The following is a 17,293-nucleotide window of genomic DNA, read 5'->3' on the forward strand; positions in this document are numbered from 1 at the left end:
CGCAGATCCAATGATCCCGAACGCATGCTCAATCCCGTGCATCTGCAAAACCTTAACAAAGGCCTCTTCCGTCGTCATTTTCATAAGGGTGCTCTCCAACCAAGAGTGAGTGAAACCGGGCACTGCACCCGGCGTTTGATATGGTTTTGGCGCAAGGGTGCGACCTGCGTTAGGGCCAAAACGAAAGCCGGATTAGGTCCAGATAAGGCTCAAACGGCCCGAATTGCGTCTGCGATCAGTTTCACGCCGGTCGCGATGCGGTTAGTTGGAATTGAGGAATAGCCCAGGCGATAGAAATTCTGTGGTCTGTCCGGCCCCGAGAAGAACGGTGCGCCGGGTTCGATGTGAACACCCTGGTTTTGCAGTCTTAATGCCAGTTGAGTTGTGTCGACATGCTCAGGGGCTGACATCCACAGTGAAGAGCCGCCAATCACACCCCGTCCAGCCACGGTCAGCCCACTTTCCGCGATGGCTTTGTCCATCGCGTCGCGCCGCTCTTGCAAGGCCTTTGACATACGCCGAATTTGCGCGTCGTAGTGGCCCAGCGACAGGAAATACGCCGCCGTGCGCTGAATGTGGCCTGGTGGGTGACGCAGAACCAATGAACGCAGTGCGCGTGCCTCGCGGATAAAGGGCTCTGAGCCGACCATGTATCCAAGTCGCAATCCTGGAAACAGCGACTTGGAAAAACTGCCGACGTAGATCACGCGCCCATCCCGATCCATGGATTTCAGCGCCGGCGAAGGGGCGCCTCGGAAGGCCATTTCAAACTCATAGTCATCCTCGACGACCATCGCGTCGAGTTCGCGTGCTCGGTCCAGCAACTGGTTGCGGCGGTCGATCGGCATAGTCGCGGTTGTCGGGCTTTGATGGCTGGGGGTGGTAAAGATGACGTCTGCTTCGTCGGGAATCGCCTCGGGCGGCAGACCGTCCCGGTCCACACTCAAGGGCGTGACCGCACAGTCCCAATGGTTCAGAAGGCTTCGCAGCGCATAGTAACATGGGTCTTCTATGACGGCCGTGCGATTGTGGGTCAGCAAGATACGCGATGCCAGCCAGAGCGCGTTCTGCGCGCCAAGAGTGATCAGGATCTCTTCGGGGCGGGCCGCGATGCCTCGGCGTGGTAGAGTGTGACGGGCAATAAACTCGATCAACAACGGATCATCCTGATCCACGTAATCGCCGGTCAGCGAATCGAAGTCCTTATGTCCCAACGCGCGGACGGCGCATAACCTCCAGTTGGCGTGGTCAAACAAGGTTCGGTCAGCCTGCCCGTAGATGAACGGATAACGGTATTCTCGCCAGTCGCTGGGTTTTGGCAGCACGTCGCTGTCCAGAAAGCGACGCGCCAGTGCCTTGTCCCAGTCAACGGATTCTGTGCCGCGCTGGACAGGCGAATACTTGGGGGGGACAGGTGCGTTTTGCGAAACGTAATACCCGGACCGTCCCTTGGCGGTCAGGTAGTCATTGGCCAACAGTTCGGTGTAGGCCAATGTCACCGTTATTCGGCTGACCCCCAGATGCGCGGCCAGTTTGCGTGACGAAGGGAGTTTTTCTCCGACGTGAAAGCGACCGGACAAGATGCCTTCGGCAATCATCTGCTGGATCTGGGCCTGCAATGTGCCCTGACCATTGAGCTCAAGAAAGAATGTATCGACCGAAATCCCCATGCCTGCTTATAGGGTGGACTTAAGGCCGGGGCAATCTGGACTTACATCGCAGTCACGAAATTTTGTCGGCGGGGTTGACCGGAGAGTTCCTTCGGACTAAATAACTAGAAAACTAGTTTAATGGTGATAGTGGATGTGGGAAGCTGCTGCTGCCGGATTTTCTGCCATGGGCTCTGAAGCTCGGCTGAAAGTCCTCAAGACGCTGGTCCGGGCTGGCAAAGCCGGATTGACCGTTGGCGAGATACAGGACCGGACCGGGATTGCCCCGTCGACCCTGGCCCATCACCTGCGGTTTCTCGCGGCCGGTGGAGTGGTCGAACAGGAAAAGGTCTGTCGAACCACGATCAACCGCGCCAATTACGACGAATTGAGAAATCTGGCGCAATTCATTCTCAGCGAGTGCTGCGCTGACGAAGTTGGAAAGGCTGCGAACGATGGCTGAATTGACACAGAACCCGCGCATGACTGCCAAAATGGCGCTGGACCTGATCAAGACACCCTGGACGCTGATCGTCGTCATTCTGGCGGCGGTGGCAATCCTGGATCCCGGAAACTTGCCCGAGGTGGTGACATTTGCAGCCAAGGCTCTGGCGCATACAGGGCAATATATTCTGTTTGCAGTGCTTCTGCTGTCTTACCTCAAGGCGACCGGCGCCGAGGTGATGGTGGCGCGTGCCTTTGAGGGGCGCGAGACCCGGATGATCTTTCTGGCTGCCTTGTTCGGTGGTCTTGCCCCCTTCTGTTCTTGCGAGGTTATTCCCTTCATTGCGGGTCTTCTGGCCCTTGGTGCGCCGTTGTCCGCGGTCATGGCGTTCTGGCTCAGCTCACCCTTGATCGATCCGCCTACGCTTTTGATTACCGCCGGTGCGCTGGGATGGCCCTTTGCCATCGGCAAGGCTGTTGCGGCGGTTGCGCTTGGCCTGTTCGGCGGGTTCGCGGTTCGGTTGCTTATGCGCAATGGCGCGTTTGCCCAGCCTTTGCGCGAATACAAGCCCTCCGGGTGCTGCGGATGTGGTCCGAAAACGGATACCAAGCCGGTCTGGACATTCTGGCAGGAGCCCGAGCGTCGCGCCCGGTTCCGTTCGGAATTCGTGCACAACGGTCTGTTCCTGTTGAAATGGCTTGCGCTGGCTTATGTCCTCGAGGCGCTTTTGGTCAATTATATCCCCGCCTACCTGATCGCCGGCGTGGTTGGCGGAGAAGGCGTGCTGCCGATCGTCGTTGCTGCGCTGGTGGGTATGCCGGCATACCTGAACTCGTACGTGGCGCCGCCTTTGCTGGCAGGGTTGATGGAGCAAGGTATGACAGCGGGTGCGGCCATGTCGTTCATGGTTGCCGGTGCTGTCAGTTCCATCCCGGCGATGGCTGCGGTCTGGTCATTGGTCAAACCACGTGTCTTTGCAACCTATCTGACCCTGGGGGTCGGTGGCGCAATCGTGGCTGGTATCATCTTTCAATTGGTATGAACGCAAAAACCGCCCGGTGTCACATCGGGCGGCTTCTATCCGTTCGGTGCCGTCGATCAACTACCGTCGCACAGACGTGGCAGTTTGAGCCGGTACCGGGCTTCTTCGCTTTCGAGGTAAACGCGTTTTTCGATACAGGCCGTCGTGCCCACTGTCTGCGAAATCTGCGCATCTGTAGACGTAATCGATGTGGCGGACCCATCCGGCAAGCGGACAGATGCCACGACGCCGTTCTTCAGATCTCCGTTCACCGGAGTTGCAGACAGAACCGGGACGGTCAGAAACGCCTCATGCTCGTGTTCGCCTTCATCCCCCAGCAGAAACAATGTCGTGACGATGGCAATCATGACAACGCCGCCGGCCAGACCAAGCCCCCACGTTTTCAGAAAGGCATAAATCGTGACGGCGCGATGCGGGCCAAATACCGCAGATAGAACGTTCAGCATGGCAAGTCCGTGAAAAAAGCCCCAGCCGTCATGGCCGAGGCTGTTTGCGCGTTACGGGCGAAGATCGTCTTCGTCTTCGTCATCCGCCCCACCCTTGGGCAGGTTGAAAAAGCTGTCTGCGTCGATGATCGGCTCGTCGTCTTTCTCTTCCGACGGTTCGTCGGACAGCGAGAAGGTTTCCAGACCTTCAATTGCGGTCGGGATTTTCGGCGCTGCGTCCATTTCCAGCGACTGCTCGGTCGAGACCAGCTTGCGACGTTCGTCATCGCTCATCACGCCGCCTTCAGCCGCTTTCTTGGCCGCCGCTTTCTGCACGGCGGTGTCCAGTTCGGACTGTTTGCACAGACCCAGAGCAACCGGATCAATCGGCTGCATGTTGGCGATGTTCCAGTGCGTGCGTTCGCGGATCGACTGGATGGTGGGTTTGGTGGTGCCCACCAACTTAGCAATCTGGCCGTCGCTGAGTTCCGGGTGGAACTTGACCAGCCACAGGATCGAGTTCGGACGGTCCTGACGTTTCGAAAGCGGCGTGTAGCGCGGACCACGGCGCTTTTCCTCGCCGGCGGCCGATGGGTTGAACTTGAGCTTCAGCTTGTGAAGCGGGTTGTTCTGTGCCGCGTCGATTTCTTCCTGGGTCAGCTGGTTGTTGGCGATCGGGTCAAAGCCCTTGACGCCGGCGGCGACGTCGCCATCAGCGATACCCTGCACTTCCAACTCGTGCATTCCTACGAAATCCGCGATCTGCTTGAAGCTGATCGTGGTGTTGTCCACCAGCCATACGGCGGTTGCCTTGGCCATAAGCGGTTTTGCCATCAGCCCGTCTCCTATACATACATCTGTCCCGTCGCCGGAATTCGGCGGCCCCTTGGTTTTGGGGCAGGTTTCCGTTGTCGGGGAACTTGGCCCGTATATAGTCGCGCAAAGGCAAGAAGGGAAGAGGCGAATGCGCCAAGGGATTACGGGGCTGGTTTTGTGGGTCTTGAGCGCGGTCGCTGCGCCGGCCGAGGGCGAAAAGGCGGGCGAGTTCGATTACTACGTGCTGTCGCTCAGTTGGTCGCCCAACTGGTGCGCCCGCGAAGGTGACGCGCGCGGCTCGGATCAATGTGACGATCGGCATGATCACGGCTGGATACTGCACGGGCTATGGCCACAGTTCCATCAGGGCTGGCCGTCCTACTGCCGTACCCCGGAAGGCCCACCTTCGCGACGCACGACGCGGGAAATGGAGGACATACAAGGCAGTTCCGGTCTTGCTTGGCATCAATGGAAGAAACACGGCACATGCTCGGGATTGTCGGCATCCGACTACTTTGCCTTGTCCCGGCGGGCTTACGAAGCCGTCAAGCGCCCTGAGGTGTTCCGCAAGCTGGATTCATCCGTCAAACTGCCGGCTTCGGTGGTCGAGGAGGCATTCCTGAAGGCCAACCCTGAGTTGGAGCGCGACATGATCACGATCACCTGCAAACAGGGCTATATCGAAGAAGTCCGCCTGTGTCTGTCCCGCGATCTTGATTCCGTACCCTGTGGCCGCGACGTGATCCGCGACTGCACGGCCAAGGACGCGCTGTTCGATCCGATTCGTTAAAGCTTTTTGTTCTGGCAATCCCGCGCATAGTCCAGCGCCTTGGCGGTGCCTTTCAGATCGATGGCCATCACCACCTCACCTGCCGGGTTATAGACGGTCATCGTTTTGTTCTGAGCGATGGCGTTCACAAAGCTCCGGTCAGTGAAAAACACGGTTGCGCCCGGCACGTCGCGTTCGTTGAACCCGATGGCCGTCGCATCATAGCTTTTGCCGTCCAGATCAAAGCGGATCGGATAACTCTCACCCTGTTTAATGTCGCCCCATGCCTTGTTGTACACGGCGAAATACCCACGATTGCCCAAGGCATCATAGCCCAGCCGCACCACCGAGAGATCCTGATACACCGTCTGGATCAGGCACCCGTTGCCAAGCGCGGGGTCCATCATGATGTTCCAGCCGTCGACAAAGCCCTTGTCGATGAGGTCTTGGGCTAGGGCGGAGGTGGCTGTCAAAGCGGCGAAGGCGAGGGCGAGAAGGCGGGTCATAGCATATCCACAAATCAGACAATCTATTCATGTCATTGTAAATTGTTGTAGAAGTTAGACAATCCATTAATTTCCCGCGCGCCGTGTCAGGTCTCCTCGCCGTTGGAACAGATCTCAAGTCTCAGGTTAACAATTGCCTGGTTTGGAACGTCTTCTGAATTCAGCGATCCTCCGACAGCAAACCATTCGGAGTATTCAGGGTTAATGCAATCAACGTATAGAACGCCGAAAAAATCGCCATACTTACCTTCACCGCGAACATAGACGTGCCTGTGTGTTTGTTCATCATACCTTTTGTCTTCTGGAATGGCGCTCCACCATTGTTTGTATGGCGGCGGTAAATCGTGCGTGTCTTCGAATAAGTAGAGAGTTTCAGCGGCAATAGGCGAGGCGAAAGCACCAACAATTGCAAAAAAAACGCTAAGTGTTTCATCGTGTTTGATAATCCGTGGAATTAACAGAAAGAAACTCATCCAATAACTGTACAGCTGTCAAGCTAGTTACCGCGATACTTGAGCGTGTATCGTGCGTTGCGCTGGCGCCGCCTAGCGCAAAGGCCTCGCGAAAAAAGAACCGGTAAGTTAGAGCTACAGTTCCTTCCGCGCCCGCAGCGCGGCCGTGATCGTCCCGTCGTCCAGATAATCCAGTTCGCCGCCAATCGGCACACCCTGCGCCAGCGAAGTCAGGCGGACCTGTCCCTCAAGCTGATCGGCGATGTAGTGGGCGGTGGTCTGGCCATCGACGGTGGCGTTCAGCGCCAGGATGACTTCGGAAATTCCTTCGGCCACAACCCGGTCCTTGAGGCGGGGAATGCGCAGCTCGTCGGGGCCGACACCGTCCAGCGCCGACAGCGTGCCGCCCAGAACGTGATAGCGCCCTTTGAACACTCCGGCACGCTCCATCGCCCAGAGGTCGGCGACGTCTTCGACCACGCACAGCTCGCCGGTCGCTCGGGCCTCGCTATTGCAGATGTCGCAGATATCGGTGGTGCCGACATTGCCGCAGTTCAGGCATTCGCGGGCGGTGGCGGCCACTTGTTGCATCGCGTCCGAGAGGGGCGTCAGCAGCAGGGCGCGTTTGCGGATCAGGTGCAGAACCGCGCGGCGGGCCGAGCGCGGGCCCAGGCCCGGCAGTTTGGCCATCAGGTCGATCAGGTTGTCGATGTCGCTGTTCGAACTCATGGCCAATCCTGCATTGCGCCGGAGGGAGCCTCCGGCGGGAGTATTTGGGAAAAGATAAAGCTCAGAACGGCAGCTTGATGTCTTTGGGCAGGCCCATGCTTTCGGTCAGCTTGGCCATTTCAGCCTTCGAACGTTCGGTTGCCTTGGTCTGCGCATCCTTGATGGCGGCCAGGATCAGGTCTTCGACCACTTCCTTGTCATCGCCGTTGAAGATGGAAGGGTCGATATCCAGACCTTTGAGTTCACCCTTGGCCGTCGCCGTTGCCTTGACCAGGCCTGCACCGGATTCGCCGACAACCATCATGTTGTTCAGCTCTTCCTGCATTTCGGTCATCTTGGTTTGCAGGTCCTGCGCGGATTTCATCATCTTGGCCATGTCGCCCAGACCGCCAAGCCCGCCGAGTCCTTTCAGCATAGTATTCTCCTGTGTCTCCGTTTGCGCTCTAGATACGGGCAGCAGCGACATGGCACAAGGGTTCTCCCGCCGGTCGGAGGCTCATCCGTTCCGGTCGGCATGTTGATCAGCGCAGGCGTCAGCAGGAACGTGCTAACCATCTGCGACACCATATTTGCCAGCAGGCCCGACAAGCGCAGATCGTCCTTGGCGCGCATATGGTCTGCTGCCGAGACTGATTGCACGGAACACAGGAAATCTGGGCGGGGTTCGAATGGCTACGCAGCATTCGGATCAGAATGGTCACGGGCCGCCTTCCGCTGGCCGGTGTCGCAACAAACGATCTGAGACATGCGGGCGGATGTGTTCGATCGAAACCTCGGTCAGCTTCGTTTGAAACGGGGGGTGACGGGCGGCGGGGTCAGTCTTCCTCGAACGGGTCCCACTCGTCTTCCACCTCGGGAAGCGCTTCGGTCTCGACCTTGGCGGCGCGTTGCTCCGGCGTTTCGATCCTAGTGATTTTCGCCTTTGGGAATTGCGCCAATACCGCCTGCACCAACGGGTGTTGTTCGGCTTCGGATTTCAGTGCGAGCTCGGCCGCATCCCTGACTTCTGCAATCGTGGGGGCTTCTCCGTCCGAGACGATCGAGACAGCCCACCGATTTCCTGTCCAGCGTTGCAAGGCAGTGCCCAGTCGTGGCGCCAGATCCGCCGGTGCCTGGGTGGCGGGTGTGAATTCGATTCGTCCGGGTTGATAGGAGACGAGGCGCACGCCGTTTTCCACCTCGACCAGCAACTTTACGTCGCGATTGGTCCGGATCAGTTCCACCACGTGGTCGAAGGTCGGGTAATGGGCAAGGGCCGTCTGGGCATCCTGCGCCAGGGCTGCAACCGGTGCGCCACCGGAACCGCGAGGGGACGGCGCGTAGGCAGGTGGATGGGTCGCGCCAGCCGGCGCCGGACCGGCGCCCGGTCGGGATATCGAAACGCCGCCATTGGGCCCGCCCGGCGGCGGTGGCGGGGTATCTTGCAACCGTTTGATCAGCTCTTCGGGGCTGGGCAAATCCGCCACATGGGTCAGGCGAATAACGGCCATTTCAGCGGCCATCATGGCGTTGGGCGCAGCCGAGACTTCCTCGAGCGCCTTCAGCAGCATTTGCCACATCCGGGTTAGAACCCGCATCGGCAGAGCCTCGGCCATGTGTTGGCCCCGGGTCCGTTCGTCCGGAGAAACCGTCGGATCCTGCGCCGCGTCAGGCGTGATCTTCACGACGGACACCCAATGCGTGATCTCGGCCAGATCGCGCAGCACCGCCAGCGGGTCTGCGCCTTCGGCGTATTGGCCGCTCAACTCGGTAAGTGCTCCGGCGGCATCGCCGCGCAGGATCATATCCATAAGGTCCAGAACCCGGCCACGGTCTGCCAGTCCAAGCATTGCACGGACCTGATCGGCGGTCGTCTCGCCAGCCCCATGCGAAATCGCCTGATCCAGCAACGAGGTCGCATCCCGGGCCGATCCTTCCGCTGCTCGGGTGATCAGCGCCAGCGCGTCTTCGGCGATCTGGGCGTTTTCCGCTTCGGCGATCTTGCGCAGCAGGCCAATCATGTCTTCGGGTTCGATCCGGCGCAGGTCGAAACGCTGGCAGCGGGACAGCACAGTGACAGGGACTTTGCGGATTTCAGTGGTTGCGAAGATGAACTTCACATGCGCGGGCGGTTCTTCCAACGTCTTGAGCAGCGCGTTGAACGCACTGGTCGAGAGCATATGAACCTCGTCGATGATATAAATCTTGTAACGCGCGCTGGCGGCGCGATAGCGGACACTGTCAATGATCTCGCGGATGTCGTTGACGCCCGTACGGCTGGCGGCGTCCATCTCCATCACGTCGACATGGCGGCCTTCCATGATGGCGACACAATGTTCACACTGACCGCAGGGTTCGGTCGTGGGGCCACCGGTTCCGTCGGGTCCGATGCAGTTCATCCCCTTGGCGATGATCCTTGCGGTCGTGGTTTTGCCGGTGCCGCGAATACCGGTCATGATGAAGGCCTGCGCGATCCGGTCGGCCGCGAACGCGTTTTTCAGGGTGCGCACCATGGCATCCTGACCCACCAGATCGGCAAAGGTTTCCGGGCGATATTTGCGGGCGAGAACCTGATAGGCGGGGCTGGAGCTGTCTGTCATGTCTTCTCGTTGGGATTCGGTGCTTGGGCACAGCGTAGTGGCCACCGTTGCCCGCGTCCACAGCGGGGCGCGATGATTTTTGATTTAGAAACGAGTCGCTTTCGCACTAAACTGCATCAGCGGATTTAATGGCTCATTTTTGTATAGAGTTCTTTGGGGAGGACAGGATTCATGTCGCAGTTGGTGATCTACGCCCTGCAAGTCGGTGGCGGAACGCTGGCGCTGACCTCGATGCCCGGACGCGGCGGAGATTACTCCAGCGATCTGGATATGATCGCAGCCTGGCAGCCGGGGCTTGTTGTTTCGATGACGACGGATGTCGAAATGCTTCAGGACGGGGCGCAGGAATTTGGAAGCGATATTCAAAGCCGCGCCAGCCGATGGGTTCACCTGCCGATCGAAGATTTCGGAGCGCCGACAAAAGCGATTGATGACGCGTGGCCGTCCGTCAGCGCCGCGGCCCGGCACGCGCTGTCCGGCGGAGGTCGCGTATTGGTACACTGCCGCGGGGGCTGTGGCAGGTCAGGTATGATTGTCCTGCGGCTGATGGTCGAATGCGGCGAAGGCGCGGACACGGCGCTGCAACGATTGCGGGCGGTGCGCCCTTGCGCCGTCGAAACGGATGCGCAACTGGCCTGGGCCTCTCGGCGTGCCCAGGCACAGGTCAGTCTGGACTCAGATTGAAATCTGCGCGGGCGCGCAAGCAGGTTTTCGAGGCCGGATCGTAGAAACTTCGATCATCGCGCAGGGTGGGGTTTTCACGACGCCGGATGGCATCGCACTGAACGTGTTTCCGAAGATCAGGTCGGCATAGCCGTTCAGCGGCTCAATCGCGGTTTCGGGCTGCGTCCCGCAAAAGACACGAATGCGGTCTGATTGCGCGCGGAAAATTGCATGACATCCTTCGCTGCAATGTGACAGCGCGCTGCTGCCCTCAATCTCGAAATCGTCACTTGTGGCCGAGGTCGCCTGGGCCATGGCTTCGGATATCGAGCGCGCCAGCCGCGCCAAAGCGGGACAGGTTTTGCCCGTCCGCTGACATACTGTTGCACTGAATTCATGTGTCTTTGTCTTCCAGATCATCCTGCGCCCTCCGCGCTTGGTGGACAGGATATTTGGGACAGGTGGGACAGCGTGATGCCGTCAGGACCTGCCCGGACACCCCGCCCGAGTTTCGGTTTCGTTTCCGATGGCAGGTCTCCTGACTTGCGGGTCATCGCTTTGCCGACCTTCCCAGCCTTTGGGCCAGTGGTGTTTCGGCATCGCTTACCGCTTACAGTTGCGGGGGCAGTCGCGGATTTGGTTGTTGCCTGCATGACCAGACATTACCGCACCGTGTTCCCTTTTCATTCCGACCCCTTGTGGAGGCCGGAAACCATCACACAACCGCTAGCGTTTGAGCACGCATCGAGTCAAGCCGATCTTTTGACCGGACGCTTGGTCATGCTGGATACGGTGTTGGTTCATGCATAGTGTCGAGGGCGTTGAGGTTCGGAAACCGGATTTACCAAGCGCAAAGCCAGAGATCATGTTGGACACAGAGCAAACGGTAATGACCGAAGAATTTCGCTTTCCGTCCGGGCAGAAAACACTGTCTGCCCGGTTGTACAGCCCGCTGTCTTCGCCCGAAATCGTCGTCGTGCTGAACAGTGCAACGGGTGTGCCGCGCGATTATTACCGTCATTTCGCACGATGGCTTGCTGCCGAGCAGGGTATGGCCTGCCTGACCTATGACTATCGCGATTACGGGCATTCCTTGACCGGCCGCCTGAAAGATTCGCGTGCGACCATGGCGGATTGGGCCTTGATCGACATGCCCGCGGCACGGGCAGAAATGCGCAGACGGTTTCCCGATTCGCAGCATTGGACCATCGGCCATTCGATCGGCGCGATGTTGGGGCCTGTGCAGCCGGATATCGATCTGATTGATCGCATGATCTGTGTGTGTTCGGGGCTGGTAACCCTAAGCGACCATCCATGGCCCTATCGTGGTTTGGCAGGATTGTTCTGGTATGGTCATGCCCCGCTTTTGGCCCGAGCCCTTGGCTACCTTCCCGGAAAGGCGATCGGGTTCGGCTCGGATCTGCCGGCATCGGTCTATTGGCAGTGGCGCAAATGGTGTACGGCGCCTTTGAACTATGTGCCTGAAATCGGGCATGAGTTACCTGCGGCGCAGTGGAAGGATTCTGGAACGCCCGTGGATTTGTTCACCTTCGAGGACGACCAGATGGTGCCGCCGGAAGCGGTTTGGCGGCTTGCGGATCTTTACGGCCCCGATGCCAACCGCCACCTGCTGAGCCCTGCCGATTTCAGGTTGCCTGAGGTTGGTCATATCGGAGCATTTGCCCGGCGCAATGCAGCGGTTTGGCCGCGACTGATCGCTTGATCAGACGCGGCGCAGGACGGGCCGGGCACCGTCCAACGATCACCGGTTGCGAAGTTTCTTTTCCTTCATGACGCCACGGACCATCTTGCCGAACGCTTTGTCCCGCGCCCGGGACTGCGCGACGGTTTCAGAATTGCGCTGATCTTCGCGCCGAAGCTTGCGCCACCGGTCCAATCGAGCCGGATCAAGCGTGCCGTGGCTTATTGCCTTTTGCACGGCACATCCGGGCTCGGAGCTGTGCTGGCAATCCGAAAAACGGCAGTCCCGGCTCAACTCGGCAAGGTCCGAGAAAACGTCGTCGATCCCGTCCCGAGCGTCCAGCAGGCGCAACGCGCGCATTCCGGGTGTATCGATCAACCAGCCACCGTTGCGCATCCGGTGCAATGCGCGTGCGGTCGTCGTGTGCCGGCCCCGCGCGTCATCCTCGCGAATGTCCGAGGTGGCGAGATCCTGATCGGTCATGGTATTGGCAAGTGTCGTCTTGCCAACGCCCGACGATCCAACCAGCGCTCCGGTCTGGCTTTTGGGGCACCACGACAGAACCTTTTCAACCTCTGCCGGGTCCAGCGCGTTGATCGCCAGAACCGTCAGGAACGGATCCAGAGATTGCACCTGCCCCGAGAAACTGTCGGGGTCCGCCGATTTGTCGGCCTTCGTCATAACAACGACCGGGTAACACCCGGCCTGATGCGCGAGCGCCAGATATCGTTCCAGCCGGGGCAGTTTGAAATCGGCATTGCACGAGCTGACGATGAACAGCACATCGACATTGGCTGCGATCAGTTGCGTCGCGGCGCCTGTACCCGCGGCGCGTCGGTGCAGCAGGCTGCGCCGGTCGAGCAAATGGCGCACGCGTTTGTCGTCATCGGCGAGAACCCAATCGCCAACAGCATAGCTGCCGGTCGTTTGATCGGGGGTCAGTAACGGGACTTCGCCGTCAGGGTTAAGCCCTATCAGGCGGTCCCGATGAACGGAAGTGATGCGAAAAGGCGTGCAGGAAGGATAAGCCGCGTGTTGCGCGGCAAAGTGAGAGGACCATCCCAGGTCCGAAAGTGCAAGAAACATTGGTTTGCCTGTCGTCAGAAACAGCACTCCCGACGGATGGCGATCGCTCATCCCCGGGTCATGTGTTCAGGCAGTCAGTCGATACCGTGAGGTCAGAACCGTGCTGCCCGAAGGATCTTTGCTACAATCATAAAGCCCTCCTGCGGCCAAGGTTCGTAAAGTGAGAGGTTGGACATCGACCCAAGCGGGGCTCGTTGTGGCTGCTTCCTTCCGGACCTGACCAGGTTGGCGAGGCGCTCGCCCGCGCCAACCTCTCGACTCTGGATATAGGGAAGGCTTCGGCAAAAGACAACCCGTCAGAGCGTCAGCCGAATGCGTGCAAAACCGTTTTCGTCAGGTTCCAGTATCCTGGGGGCAAACCTGTTCAATTCGTCGATATGCTTCAACGCACCGGGACCGGTCCGAAGAATGGTCGTCACCCCCGATTTCGGCATCAGAGAGAACGGATAAGGTTGCCGGGCCAATGGGTCGGGTGGCAGGCGGTGCGTCATGTAGTCCCGCAAAATGTCCCGGATATCCAGCGGGGGTAGATCGATGGCCGGGGCCGACGACACATGCGGGAAATGTCCGCCCCCGCTTGCGCGATAATTATCGAGCGCGACGACAAATGCCTGATCGGGTTGCACGGCTTGGCCTGCGCAAGTCAGATGATGCACCCGCCTGTGGCCGGGATGGATCATTTGCCCCCCGACATCGTAACGCGCCGGTTGCGACGGGTCGATCTGATAGGACAGGCCAAAGATGACATCGAAATTGTACCCCGCCCGATCCCGGTCGAATAGCTCTGCCTCGGCGTCGGGGAATTGTTGGTTGAATGCGCTGGCTGACATCTCCAACCACTCCAGCAGCTGCGCGCCCGTGATCTGAACCGCGCGCAATTCGTTTGGAAAGACATGCAGGTCCGCCACGTGACGCAGACAGATTTCACCAGGCGGCACGTCCGTATAGTGCCTGGGGCCAGAGCGTCCGCCGCATTTGGCCGGCGACGCGGCTGACAACAGCGGCAGCTCTGCAAGCGTGGTGCAGTGTAAAAAAGGGCGCAACGCGGCTGCCTGTGCGGCGGACACAAGCGTCAATCCACGATCCGGCGCACAGAAACTGAAATAGCTGTGCAATGTGTCCGAGACGCGCGCAACGGGCGCGGCCATGTCCAGACGGGTCTGCTGATGTGCGGGTTCAACCAGATGCGCGATTTCCAAATCTTCGCCAATCGCGGTGCCGCCCACCGAAACCGGGCGCAATTCGGCGTGGCTGTCGACAACACGCAGCCCCGACTGGGGCTCTAGGGTGACGGCCAGATCGATTACTCCAAGATATGCGCCTGCCGAACCGGGCATGACAACCGGCGTTCCATGCACCAGCCCTTTCACGTAATCCACATTCGGGGTTTGCGCGCCGGTGCGTGCGGGAAGGGTCAGGTGCGTGTGCCCGGCGACGACAGCGTCGATGCCCTCGATCGCGGCCAGGGGAATAACGGCATTTTCAATGTCGGTCGCTGCGTCCGGGTGTCCAAGCCCGGAATGGGCGAGCGCCACGATCAGATCGCACCCCTTTTCGCGCAAGATACGCGTCAGGGACCGTGCCGCGACAACGATGTCGTCCGCCTCTACGGTTTCGTTCAGATTGTGTTCTTCCCAACGTGTTGTCTGCGGTGGCAGAACCGAAAACACGCCGACGCGAATGGGCACATCCTTGTTTCCCACCCTAACGACACGGTCAAGGATTGCAAAACGCTGCCAAGATTGGTGTTCTCCGGACCGATGAAGATTGCCGCACAGAACCGGGCACGGGGCTTGTGCAAGGGTCTTGTCCAATGTCGGCAGCCCGAACCCGAAATCATGGTTGCCCAGACCAATCGCATCATAGTCCAGCGCCTTGAATGCCTGCATCATCGGGTGGGGATTGTCGTTCCGAACGGCCCATTCGCCCATCGGCGTTCCCTGAAGCGAATCCCCGTTGTCGAACATCAGCACCAGCGCGTCTGTGGCCTCGTGTCGGGCCTTGCGGATCAGGCTGGCGGTGCGTGTCAGCCCAAGCGTCGGGTCCGGTGTGTCCGCGTAATAGTCAAAACCAGTCAGATGCATATGCACGTCGGAGGTGGCAAGAATACGAATACGCCCACGGTCTTTTGTGGGTTGCACCTGCGTCGATGGGGTTTGCTTCACTTTTGTTGTTCTGCTTTTGAGTGTGGTAATGGGCTAAAATCATCAAAACGCAGTCTAGATGATTTTTCCGGGGCCGCCATGCGGCTTTTCGGTGGCGTGTCCCTGCGTTTTGCGCCTTGAATTGCCATTGCAACAGGGCCTGAGACATGGCAGCCCTGTGCGCAAGACCAGAAGGAATTCCAATGAAAAACGCAGAGCAGGTGACTTTCGGCGGCTCGGGCCTGAATCGGGCAGCGCATCTTCGTGGGGATTCAGAGAAGCTGTCCGAGATGGCGGGCGACCCTGCTGCGCGATGCATATTGTTGTGGCGAGGCAAGCTTCTGGTCGTGGGCGCGGCGCTGGATCAGCTTGCCCTGACGCAGATGACCCACCCGCTGGTATGCGATGGCCCCGGCGGCGTGATCGAAGCACCGGTTTTTTTGGGCCTGAGCGCAGAGGGCGCACCCCTGTTTGCCGCAGATATCTCGGCCTGGGGGGCAGAGGGATTGGATCTGACCGGCCTGGGAAAGTTCGTGGACAGATCCGAACAGCAGCATCCGGACTTGCCTGAAGGGCATGTTTTTGCCGAGCTCCGCCGGATCATGGCGCGATTGTCGCCTCGTGATGCCGAGTTGGCCGCATCGGCCAAGGCGGTTGTCGGTTGGCACGAAACACATCGCTTCTGTGCTCGCTGCGGCGCAGCCAGCGATATGTCGCAAGCGGGATGGCAGCGCAGTTGCCCGTCATGCGGCGGGCAACATTTTCCGCGCACGGATCCGGTTGTGATCATGCTGATTACGCATGGGGACAGCGTGCTTATGGGGCGGTCTCCGGGTTGGCCCGAGGGAATGTTTTCCTTGCTGGCGGGATTTGTCGAACCCGGCGAAACGCTCGAAGCGGCGGTGCGCCGCGAAGTGATGGAAGAGGCAGGCGTACCGGTTGGTGCGGTGTCGTACCTGTCCAGCCAGCCCTGGCCGTTCCCGGCATCCCTGATGTTCGGATGCGCCGGCGAGGCCCTGTCGCGTGACATCGTTATCGATCCGGTCGAGATCGAAGAGGCGATGTGGGTCAGCAAATCCGAAATGATGCAGGCATTTGCCGGCGAACATCCCCGGTTGTTGCCGGCTCGCAAGGGGGCTATCGCTCATTTTCTGCTTCAGAACTGGCTTGCGGATACGCTGGACTGAAGAAAAACTGGTGAAGCCATAAACAGCAAAGGTCATTATGCAGTTTTCAGCGCGCGAAGATATCGAAGCCCCGATCAATTCGGTGTTCGACATGGTGTCGGATTTCGAAAGGTTCGAACGTATGGCGATGCGTCGTGGCATCGACGTGCGGCGTCTGGACACTGATGCGATGGTGGTTGCCGGCACTGAATGGAAAACCGAATTCAAGTTGCGTGGAAAGCCGCGCCAGATGTCGGTGGTGATGACGGATTTCGACAAGCCGTCGCAAATGCGGTTCGAGGCGGCCAGCAAAGGGATGACCGGCCTGACGACAGTAGATTTTCTGGCCTTGTCTCCGCGCCGGACACGCCTGAGCATCGAGATGTCCTTGGCCGCAAAGTCCTTGCCCGCGCGGTTGCTGTTGCAGTCCATGAAGCTTGGACAGTCAAAGTTCCGCAAGCAATTCCAGGTGCGGTTCAGCGAGTTTGCGCGTGAACTGGAACAGCGTCACCTGCACGGGGCGTGAACGGCGTCCGCTGGGCTGATCGGGTCAAGGATTGGAAAAGAAACCTCGGATGTCGCACATTATTTTTCTGCATGGCGCATCAAGCAGTGGAAAATCGACAATCGCGCAGGCTTTGCAGCAGAAGATAGAGAAGCCGTTCTGGCATATCTCGATCGACCACCTTCGCGATTCTGGTGTTCTGCCGCTGGATCGCTATCGCCGTGGCGAGTTCGATTGGTCCGACGACCGATCGGCTGTCTTTGATGGGTTTCATCAGTCGCTAGCTGCCTACGCGGCCTCGGGCAACAATTTGATTTTGGCACATATTCTGGATACGCCGGGGTGGGACAAAGATTTGCGCGACCTCTTGCGCCCGTTTGATGTTCTGTTCGTAGCTGTCCATTGCCCGGTTCCCGAGTTGAACGCGCGCGAACGATTACGCGGCGACCGTCCGGTGGGAAGCGCCCAGCGGGACCAAACCATGATCCATGCTGGTAGAGTTTACGATATCGAGATTGATTCTATGGACGGCATTGAAGCCAACGTGCAGACAATTCTTCAGGCATGGCGCAGTGACCTGCGCCAATCGGAATTCAGCCAGTCTTTCGCGTGACC

19 protein-coding genes, 1 other RNA gene and 1 riboswitch are annotated in these 17,293 nt (G+C 59.2%); of the genes, 8 read left to right on the forward strand and 12 right to left on the reverse strand.

The features are described from left to right. Window positions 1-209 precede the first annotated feature (209 nt). Window positions 210-1,670: a MocR-like pyridoxine biosynthesis transcription factor PdxR gene (pdxR, locus tag ACR0LI_RS19960; RefSeq protein WP_171638305.1), complete on the reverse strand. Its 1,461-nt coding sequence runs from the start codon at window positions 1,668-1,670 to the stop codon at window positions 210-212. Window positions 1,671-1,803: 133 nt separating this feature from the next. Here pdxR and ACR0LI_RS19965 point away from each other — a divergent pair, with 133 nt between their 5' ends. Continuing rightward, entirely contained in the window at window positions 1,804-2,112 is a 309-nt protein-coding gene (locus ACR0LI_RS19965; RefSeq protein WP_480719115.1) for an ArsR/SmtB family transcription factor, read from the forward strand. After that, entirely contained in the window at window positions 2,105-3,136 is a 1,032-nt protein-coding gene (locus ACR0LI_RS19970; protein WP_480719116.1) for a permease, read from the forward strand. The genes ACR0LI_RS19965 and ACR0LI_RS19970 overlap by 8 nt, the downstream gene beginning before the upstream one ends. Before the next feature lie 56 nt (window positions 3,137-3,192). Here the strand turns inward: ACR0LI_RS19970 and ACR0LI_RS19975 are convergent, their stop codons facing one another. Beyond that, window positions 3,193-3,582: a hypothetical protein gene (locus tag ACR0LI_RS19975; protein ID WP_480719117.1), complete on the reverse strand. Its 390-nt coding sequence runs from the start codon at window positions 3,580-3,582 to the stop codon at window positions 3,193-3,195. Between the two features lie 51 nt (window positions 3,583-3,633). After that, complete coding sequence (locus ACR0LI_RS19980) at window positions 3,634-4,395, reverse strand: DUF1013 domain-containing protein (protein ID WP_171638297.1); 762 nt, start codon at window positions 4,393-4,395, stop codon at window positions 3,634-3,636. 130 nt (window positions 4,396-4,525) lie between these two features. Here ACR0LI_RS19980 and ACR0LI_RS19985 point away from each other — a divergent pair, with 130 nt between their 5' ends. Continuing rightward, entirely contained in the window at window positions 4,526-5,167 is a 642-nt protein-coding gene (locus ACR0LI_RS19985; protein ID WP_209835526.1) for a ribonuclease T2 family protein, read from the forward strand. Here the strand turns inward: ACR0LI_RS19985 and ACR0LI_RS19990 are convergent. The 5 genes from ACR0LI_RS19990 to ACR0LI_RS20010 all read right to left on the reverse strand — a co-directional run bounded on the left by ACR0LI_RS19990 (window position 5,164) and on the right by ACR0LI_RS20010 (window position 9,445). Further along, window positions 5,164-5,652, reverse strand: a complete 489-nt coding sequence (locus ACR0LI_RS19990; RefSeq protein WP_171638293.1) for a hypothetical protein — start codon at window positions 5,650-5,652, stop codon at window positions 5,164-5,166. The two genes, ACR0LI_RS19985 and ACR0LI_RS19990, sit on opposite strands and share 4 nt — an antisense overlap. A gap of 86 nt (window positions 5,653-5,738) precedes the next feature. Continuing rightward, window positions 5,739-6,125 (reverse strand): hypothetical protein, encoded by a 387-nt coding sequence (locus ACR0LI_RS19995; RefSeq protein WP_171725102.1) that lies wholly within the window; start codon window positions 6,123-6,125, stop codon window positions 5,739-5,741. 114 nt (window positions 6,126-6,239) lie between these two features. Further along, window positions 6,240-6,833 (reverse strand): recombination mediator RecR, encoded by a 594-nt coding sequence (gene recR / locus ACR0LI_RS20000; RefSeq protein WP_480486540.1) that lies wholly within the window; start codon window positions 6,831-6,833, stop codon window positions 6,240-6,242. A gap of 61 nt (window positions 6,834-6,894) precedes the next feature. Next, window positions 6,895-7,248 (reverse strand): YbaB/EbfC family nucleoid-associated protein, encoded by a 354-nt coding sequence (locus ACR0LI_RS20005; RefSeq protein WP_480719118.1) that lies wholly within the window; start codon window positions 7,246-7,248, stop codon window positions 6,895-6,897. A 400-nt stretch (window positions 7,249-7,648) separates the two neighbouring features. Continuing rightward, window positions 7,649-9,445 carry a DNA polymerase III subunit gamma/tau gene (locus ACR0LI_RS20010; protein ID WP_256420307.1) on the reverse strand — a complete coding sequence of 599 codons (1,797 nt, stop codon included), beginning with the start codon at window positions 9,443-9,445 and terminating at the stop codon, window positions 7,649-7,651. Between the two features lie 138 nt (window positions 9,446-9,583). On the opposite strand from ACR0LI_RS20010, the gene ACR0LI_RS20015 reads away from it, so the two are divergent. Then, the gene (locus tag ACR0LI_RS20015) at window positions 9,584-10,096 is read left to right on the forward strand and encodes a protein-tyrosine phosphatase family protein (protein WP_171638284.1); all 513 of its coding nucleotides are present in this window, start codon (window positions 9,584-9,586) and stop codon (window positions 10,094-10,096) included. Here ACR0LI_RS20015 and ACR0LI_RS20020 read toward each other — a convergent pair. Next, a complete protein-coding gene (locus ACR0LI_RS20020) occupies window positions 10,088-10,495 on the reverse strand; it encodes a hypothetical protein (RefSeq protein ID WP_210093882.1) in 408 nt (135 codons plus the stop codon). The genes ACR0LI_RS20015 and ACR0LI_RS20020 overlap by 9 nt on opposite strands. 91 nt (window positions 10,496-10,586) lie before the next feature. After that, window positions 10,587-10,807, reverse strand: a riboswitch (cobalamin riboswitch). 157 nt (window positions 10,808-10,964) lie between these two features. Here ACR0LI_RS20020 and ACR0LI_RS20025 point away from each other — a divergent pair. Continuing rightward, window positions 10,965-11,798, forward strand: a complete 834-nt coding sequence (locus tag ACR0LI_RS20025; RefSeq protein ID WP_480719119.1) for an alpha/beta hydrolase family protein — start codon at window positions 10,965-10,967, stop codon at window positions 11,796-11,798. 39 nt (window positions 11,799-11,837) lie between these two features. On the opposite strand, the gene rsgA is transcribed toward ACR0LI_RS20025, so the two are convergent. The 3 genes from rsgA to ACR0LI_RS20040 form a co-directional block, all read right to left on the reverse strand. Continuing rightward, window positions 11,838-12,914 carry a ribosome small subunit-dependent GTPase A gene (gene rsgA, locus ACR0LI_RS20030; RefSeq protein WP_480719120.1) on the reverse strand — a complete coding sequence of 359 codons (1,077 nt, stop codon included), beginning with the start codon at window positions 12,912-12,914 and terminating at the stop codon, window positions 11,838-11,840. 107 nt (window positions 12,915-13,021) lie between these two features. Beyond that, window positions 13,022-13,120: signal recognition particle sRNA small type (ffs, locus tag ACR0LI_RS20035), an RNA gene on the reverse strand. Between the two features lie 39 nt (window positions 13,121-13,159). Further along, on the reverse strand, window positions 13,160-15,028 hold the full coding sequence (locus ACR0LI_RS20040) for a bifunctional 2',3'-cyclic-nucleotide 2'-phosphodiesterase/3'-nucleotidase (RefSeq protein ID WP_480719121.1): 1,869 nt from the start codon (window positions 15,026-15,028) through the stop codon (window positions 13,160-13,162). Window positions 15,029-15,210: 182 nt separating this feature from the next. On the opposite strand from ACR0LI_RS20040, the gene nudC reads away from it, so the two are divergent. The 3 genes from nudC to ACR0LI_RS20055 are packed head-to-tail and all read left to right on the forward strand — an operon-like array spanning window position 15,211 to window position 17,291. Further along, the gene (gene nudC / locus ACR0LI_RS20045; RefSeq protein WP_480719122.1) at window positions 15,211-16,194 is read left to right on the forward strand and encodes an NAD(+) diphosphatase; all 984 of its coding nucleotides are present in this window, start codon (window positions 15,211-15,213) and stop codon (window positions 16,192-16,194) included. Window positions 16,195-16,231: 37 nt separating this feature from the next. Continuing rightward, a complete protein-coding gene (locus ACR0LI_RS20050) occupies window positions 16,232-16,699 on the forward strand; it encodes an SRPBCC family protein (RefSeq protein WP_171638278.1) in 468 nt (155 codons plus the stop codon). Between the two features lie 49 nt (window positions 16,700-16,748). Further along, window positions 16,749-17,291, forward strand: coding sequence for a chloramphenicol phosphotransferase CPT family protein (locus ACR0LI_RS20055; protein ID WP_480719123.1), 543 nt, complete (start codon window positions 16,749-16,751; stop codon window positions 17,289-17,291). Window positions 17,292-17,293: the final 2 nt, after the last annotated feature.

The organism is Ruegeria sp. CL7 (assembly GCF_056536445.1).

Excerpts from the sequence above, each read along its gene's own strand:
- pdxR (WP_171638305.1), bottom strand. The coding sequence starts at position 1,670 with ATGGGGATTTCGGTCGATACATTCTTTCTTGAGCTCAATGGTCAGGGC.
- ACR0LI_RS19965 (WP_480719115.1), top strand. The coding sequence starts at position 1,804 with ATGTGGGAAGCTGCTGCTGCCGGATTTTCTGCCATGGGCTCTGAAGCT.
- ACR0LI_RS19970 (WP_480719116.1), top strand. The coding sequence starts at position 2,105 with ATGGCTGAATTGACACAGAACCCGCGCATGACTGCCAAAATGGCGCTG.
- ACR0LI_RS19975 (WP_480719117.1), bottom strand. The coding sequence starts at position 3,582 with ATGCTGAACGTTCTATCTGCGGTATTTGGCCCGCATCGCGCCGTCACG.
- ACR0LI_RS19980 (WP_171638297.1), bottom strand. The coding sequence starts at position 4,395 with ATGGCAAAACCGCTTATGGCCAAGGCAACCGCCGTATGGCTGGTGGAC.
- ACR0LI_RS19985 (WP_209835526.1), top strand. The coding sequence starts at position 4,526 with ATGCGCCAAGGGATTACGGGGCTGGTTTTGTGGGTCTTGAGCGCGGTC.
- ACR0LI_RS19990 (WP_171638293.1), bottom strand. The coding sequence starts at position 5,652 with ATGACCCGCCTTCTCGCCCTCGCCTTCGCCGCTTTGACAGCCACCTCC.
- ACR0LI_RS19995 (WP_171725102.1), bottom strand. The coding sequence starts at position 6,125 with ATGAGTTTCTTTCTGTTAATTCCACGGATTATCAAACACGATGAAACA.
- recR (WP_480486540.1), bottom strand. The coding sequence starts at position 6,833 with ATGAGTTCGAACAGCGACATCGACAACCTGATCGACCTGATGGCCAAA.
- ACR0LI_RS20005 (WP_480719118.1), bottom strand. The coding sequence starts at position 7,248 with ATGCTGAAAGGACTCGGCGGGCTTGGCGGTCTGGGCGACATGGCCAAG.
- ACR0LI_RS20015 (WP_171638284.1), top strand. The coding sequence starts at position 9,584 with ATGTCGCAGTTGGTGATCTACGCCCTGCAAGTCGGTGGCGGAACGCTG.
- ACR0LI_RS20020 (WP_210093882.1), bottom strand. The coding sequence starts at position 10,495 with ATGATCTGGAAGACAAAGACACATGAATTCAGTGCAACAGTATGTCAG.
- ACR0LI_RS20025 (WP_480719119.1), top strand. The coding sequence starts at position 10,965 with ATGACCGAAGAATTTCGCTTTCCGTCCGGGCAGAAAACACTGTCTGCC.
- rsgA (WP_480719120.1), bottom strand. The coding sequence starts at position 12,914 with ATGAGCGATCGCCATCCGTCGGGAGTGCTGTTTCTGACGACAGGCAAA.
- nudC (WP_480719122.1), top strand. The coding sequence starts at position 15,211 with ATGAAAAACGCAGAGCAGGTGACTTTCGGCGGCTCGGGCCTGAATCGG.
- ACR0LI_RS20050 (WP_171638278.1), top strand. The coding sequence starts at position 16,232 with ATGCAGTTTTCAGCGCGCGAAGATATCGAAGCCCCGATCAATTCGGTG.
- ACR0LI_RS20055 (WP_480719123.1), top strand. The coding sequence starts at position 16,749 with ATGTCGCACATTATTTTTCTGCATGGCGCATCAAGCAGTGGAAAATCG.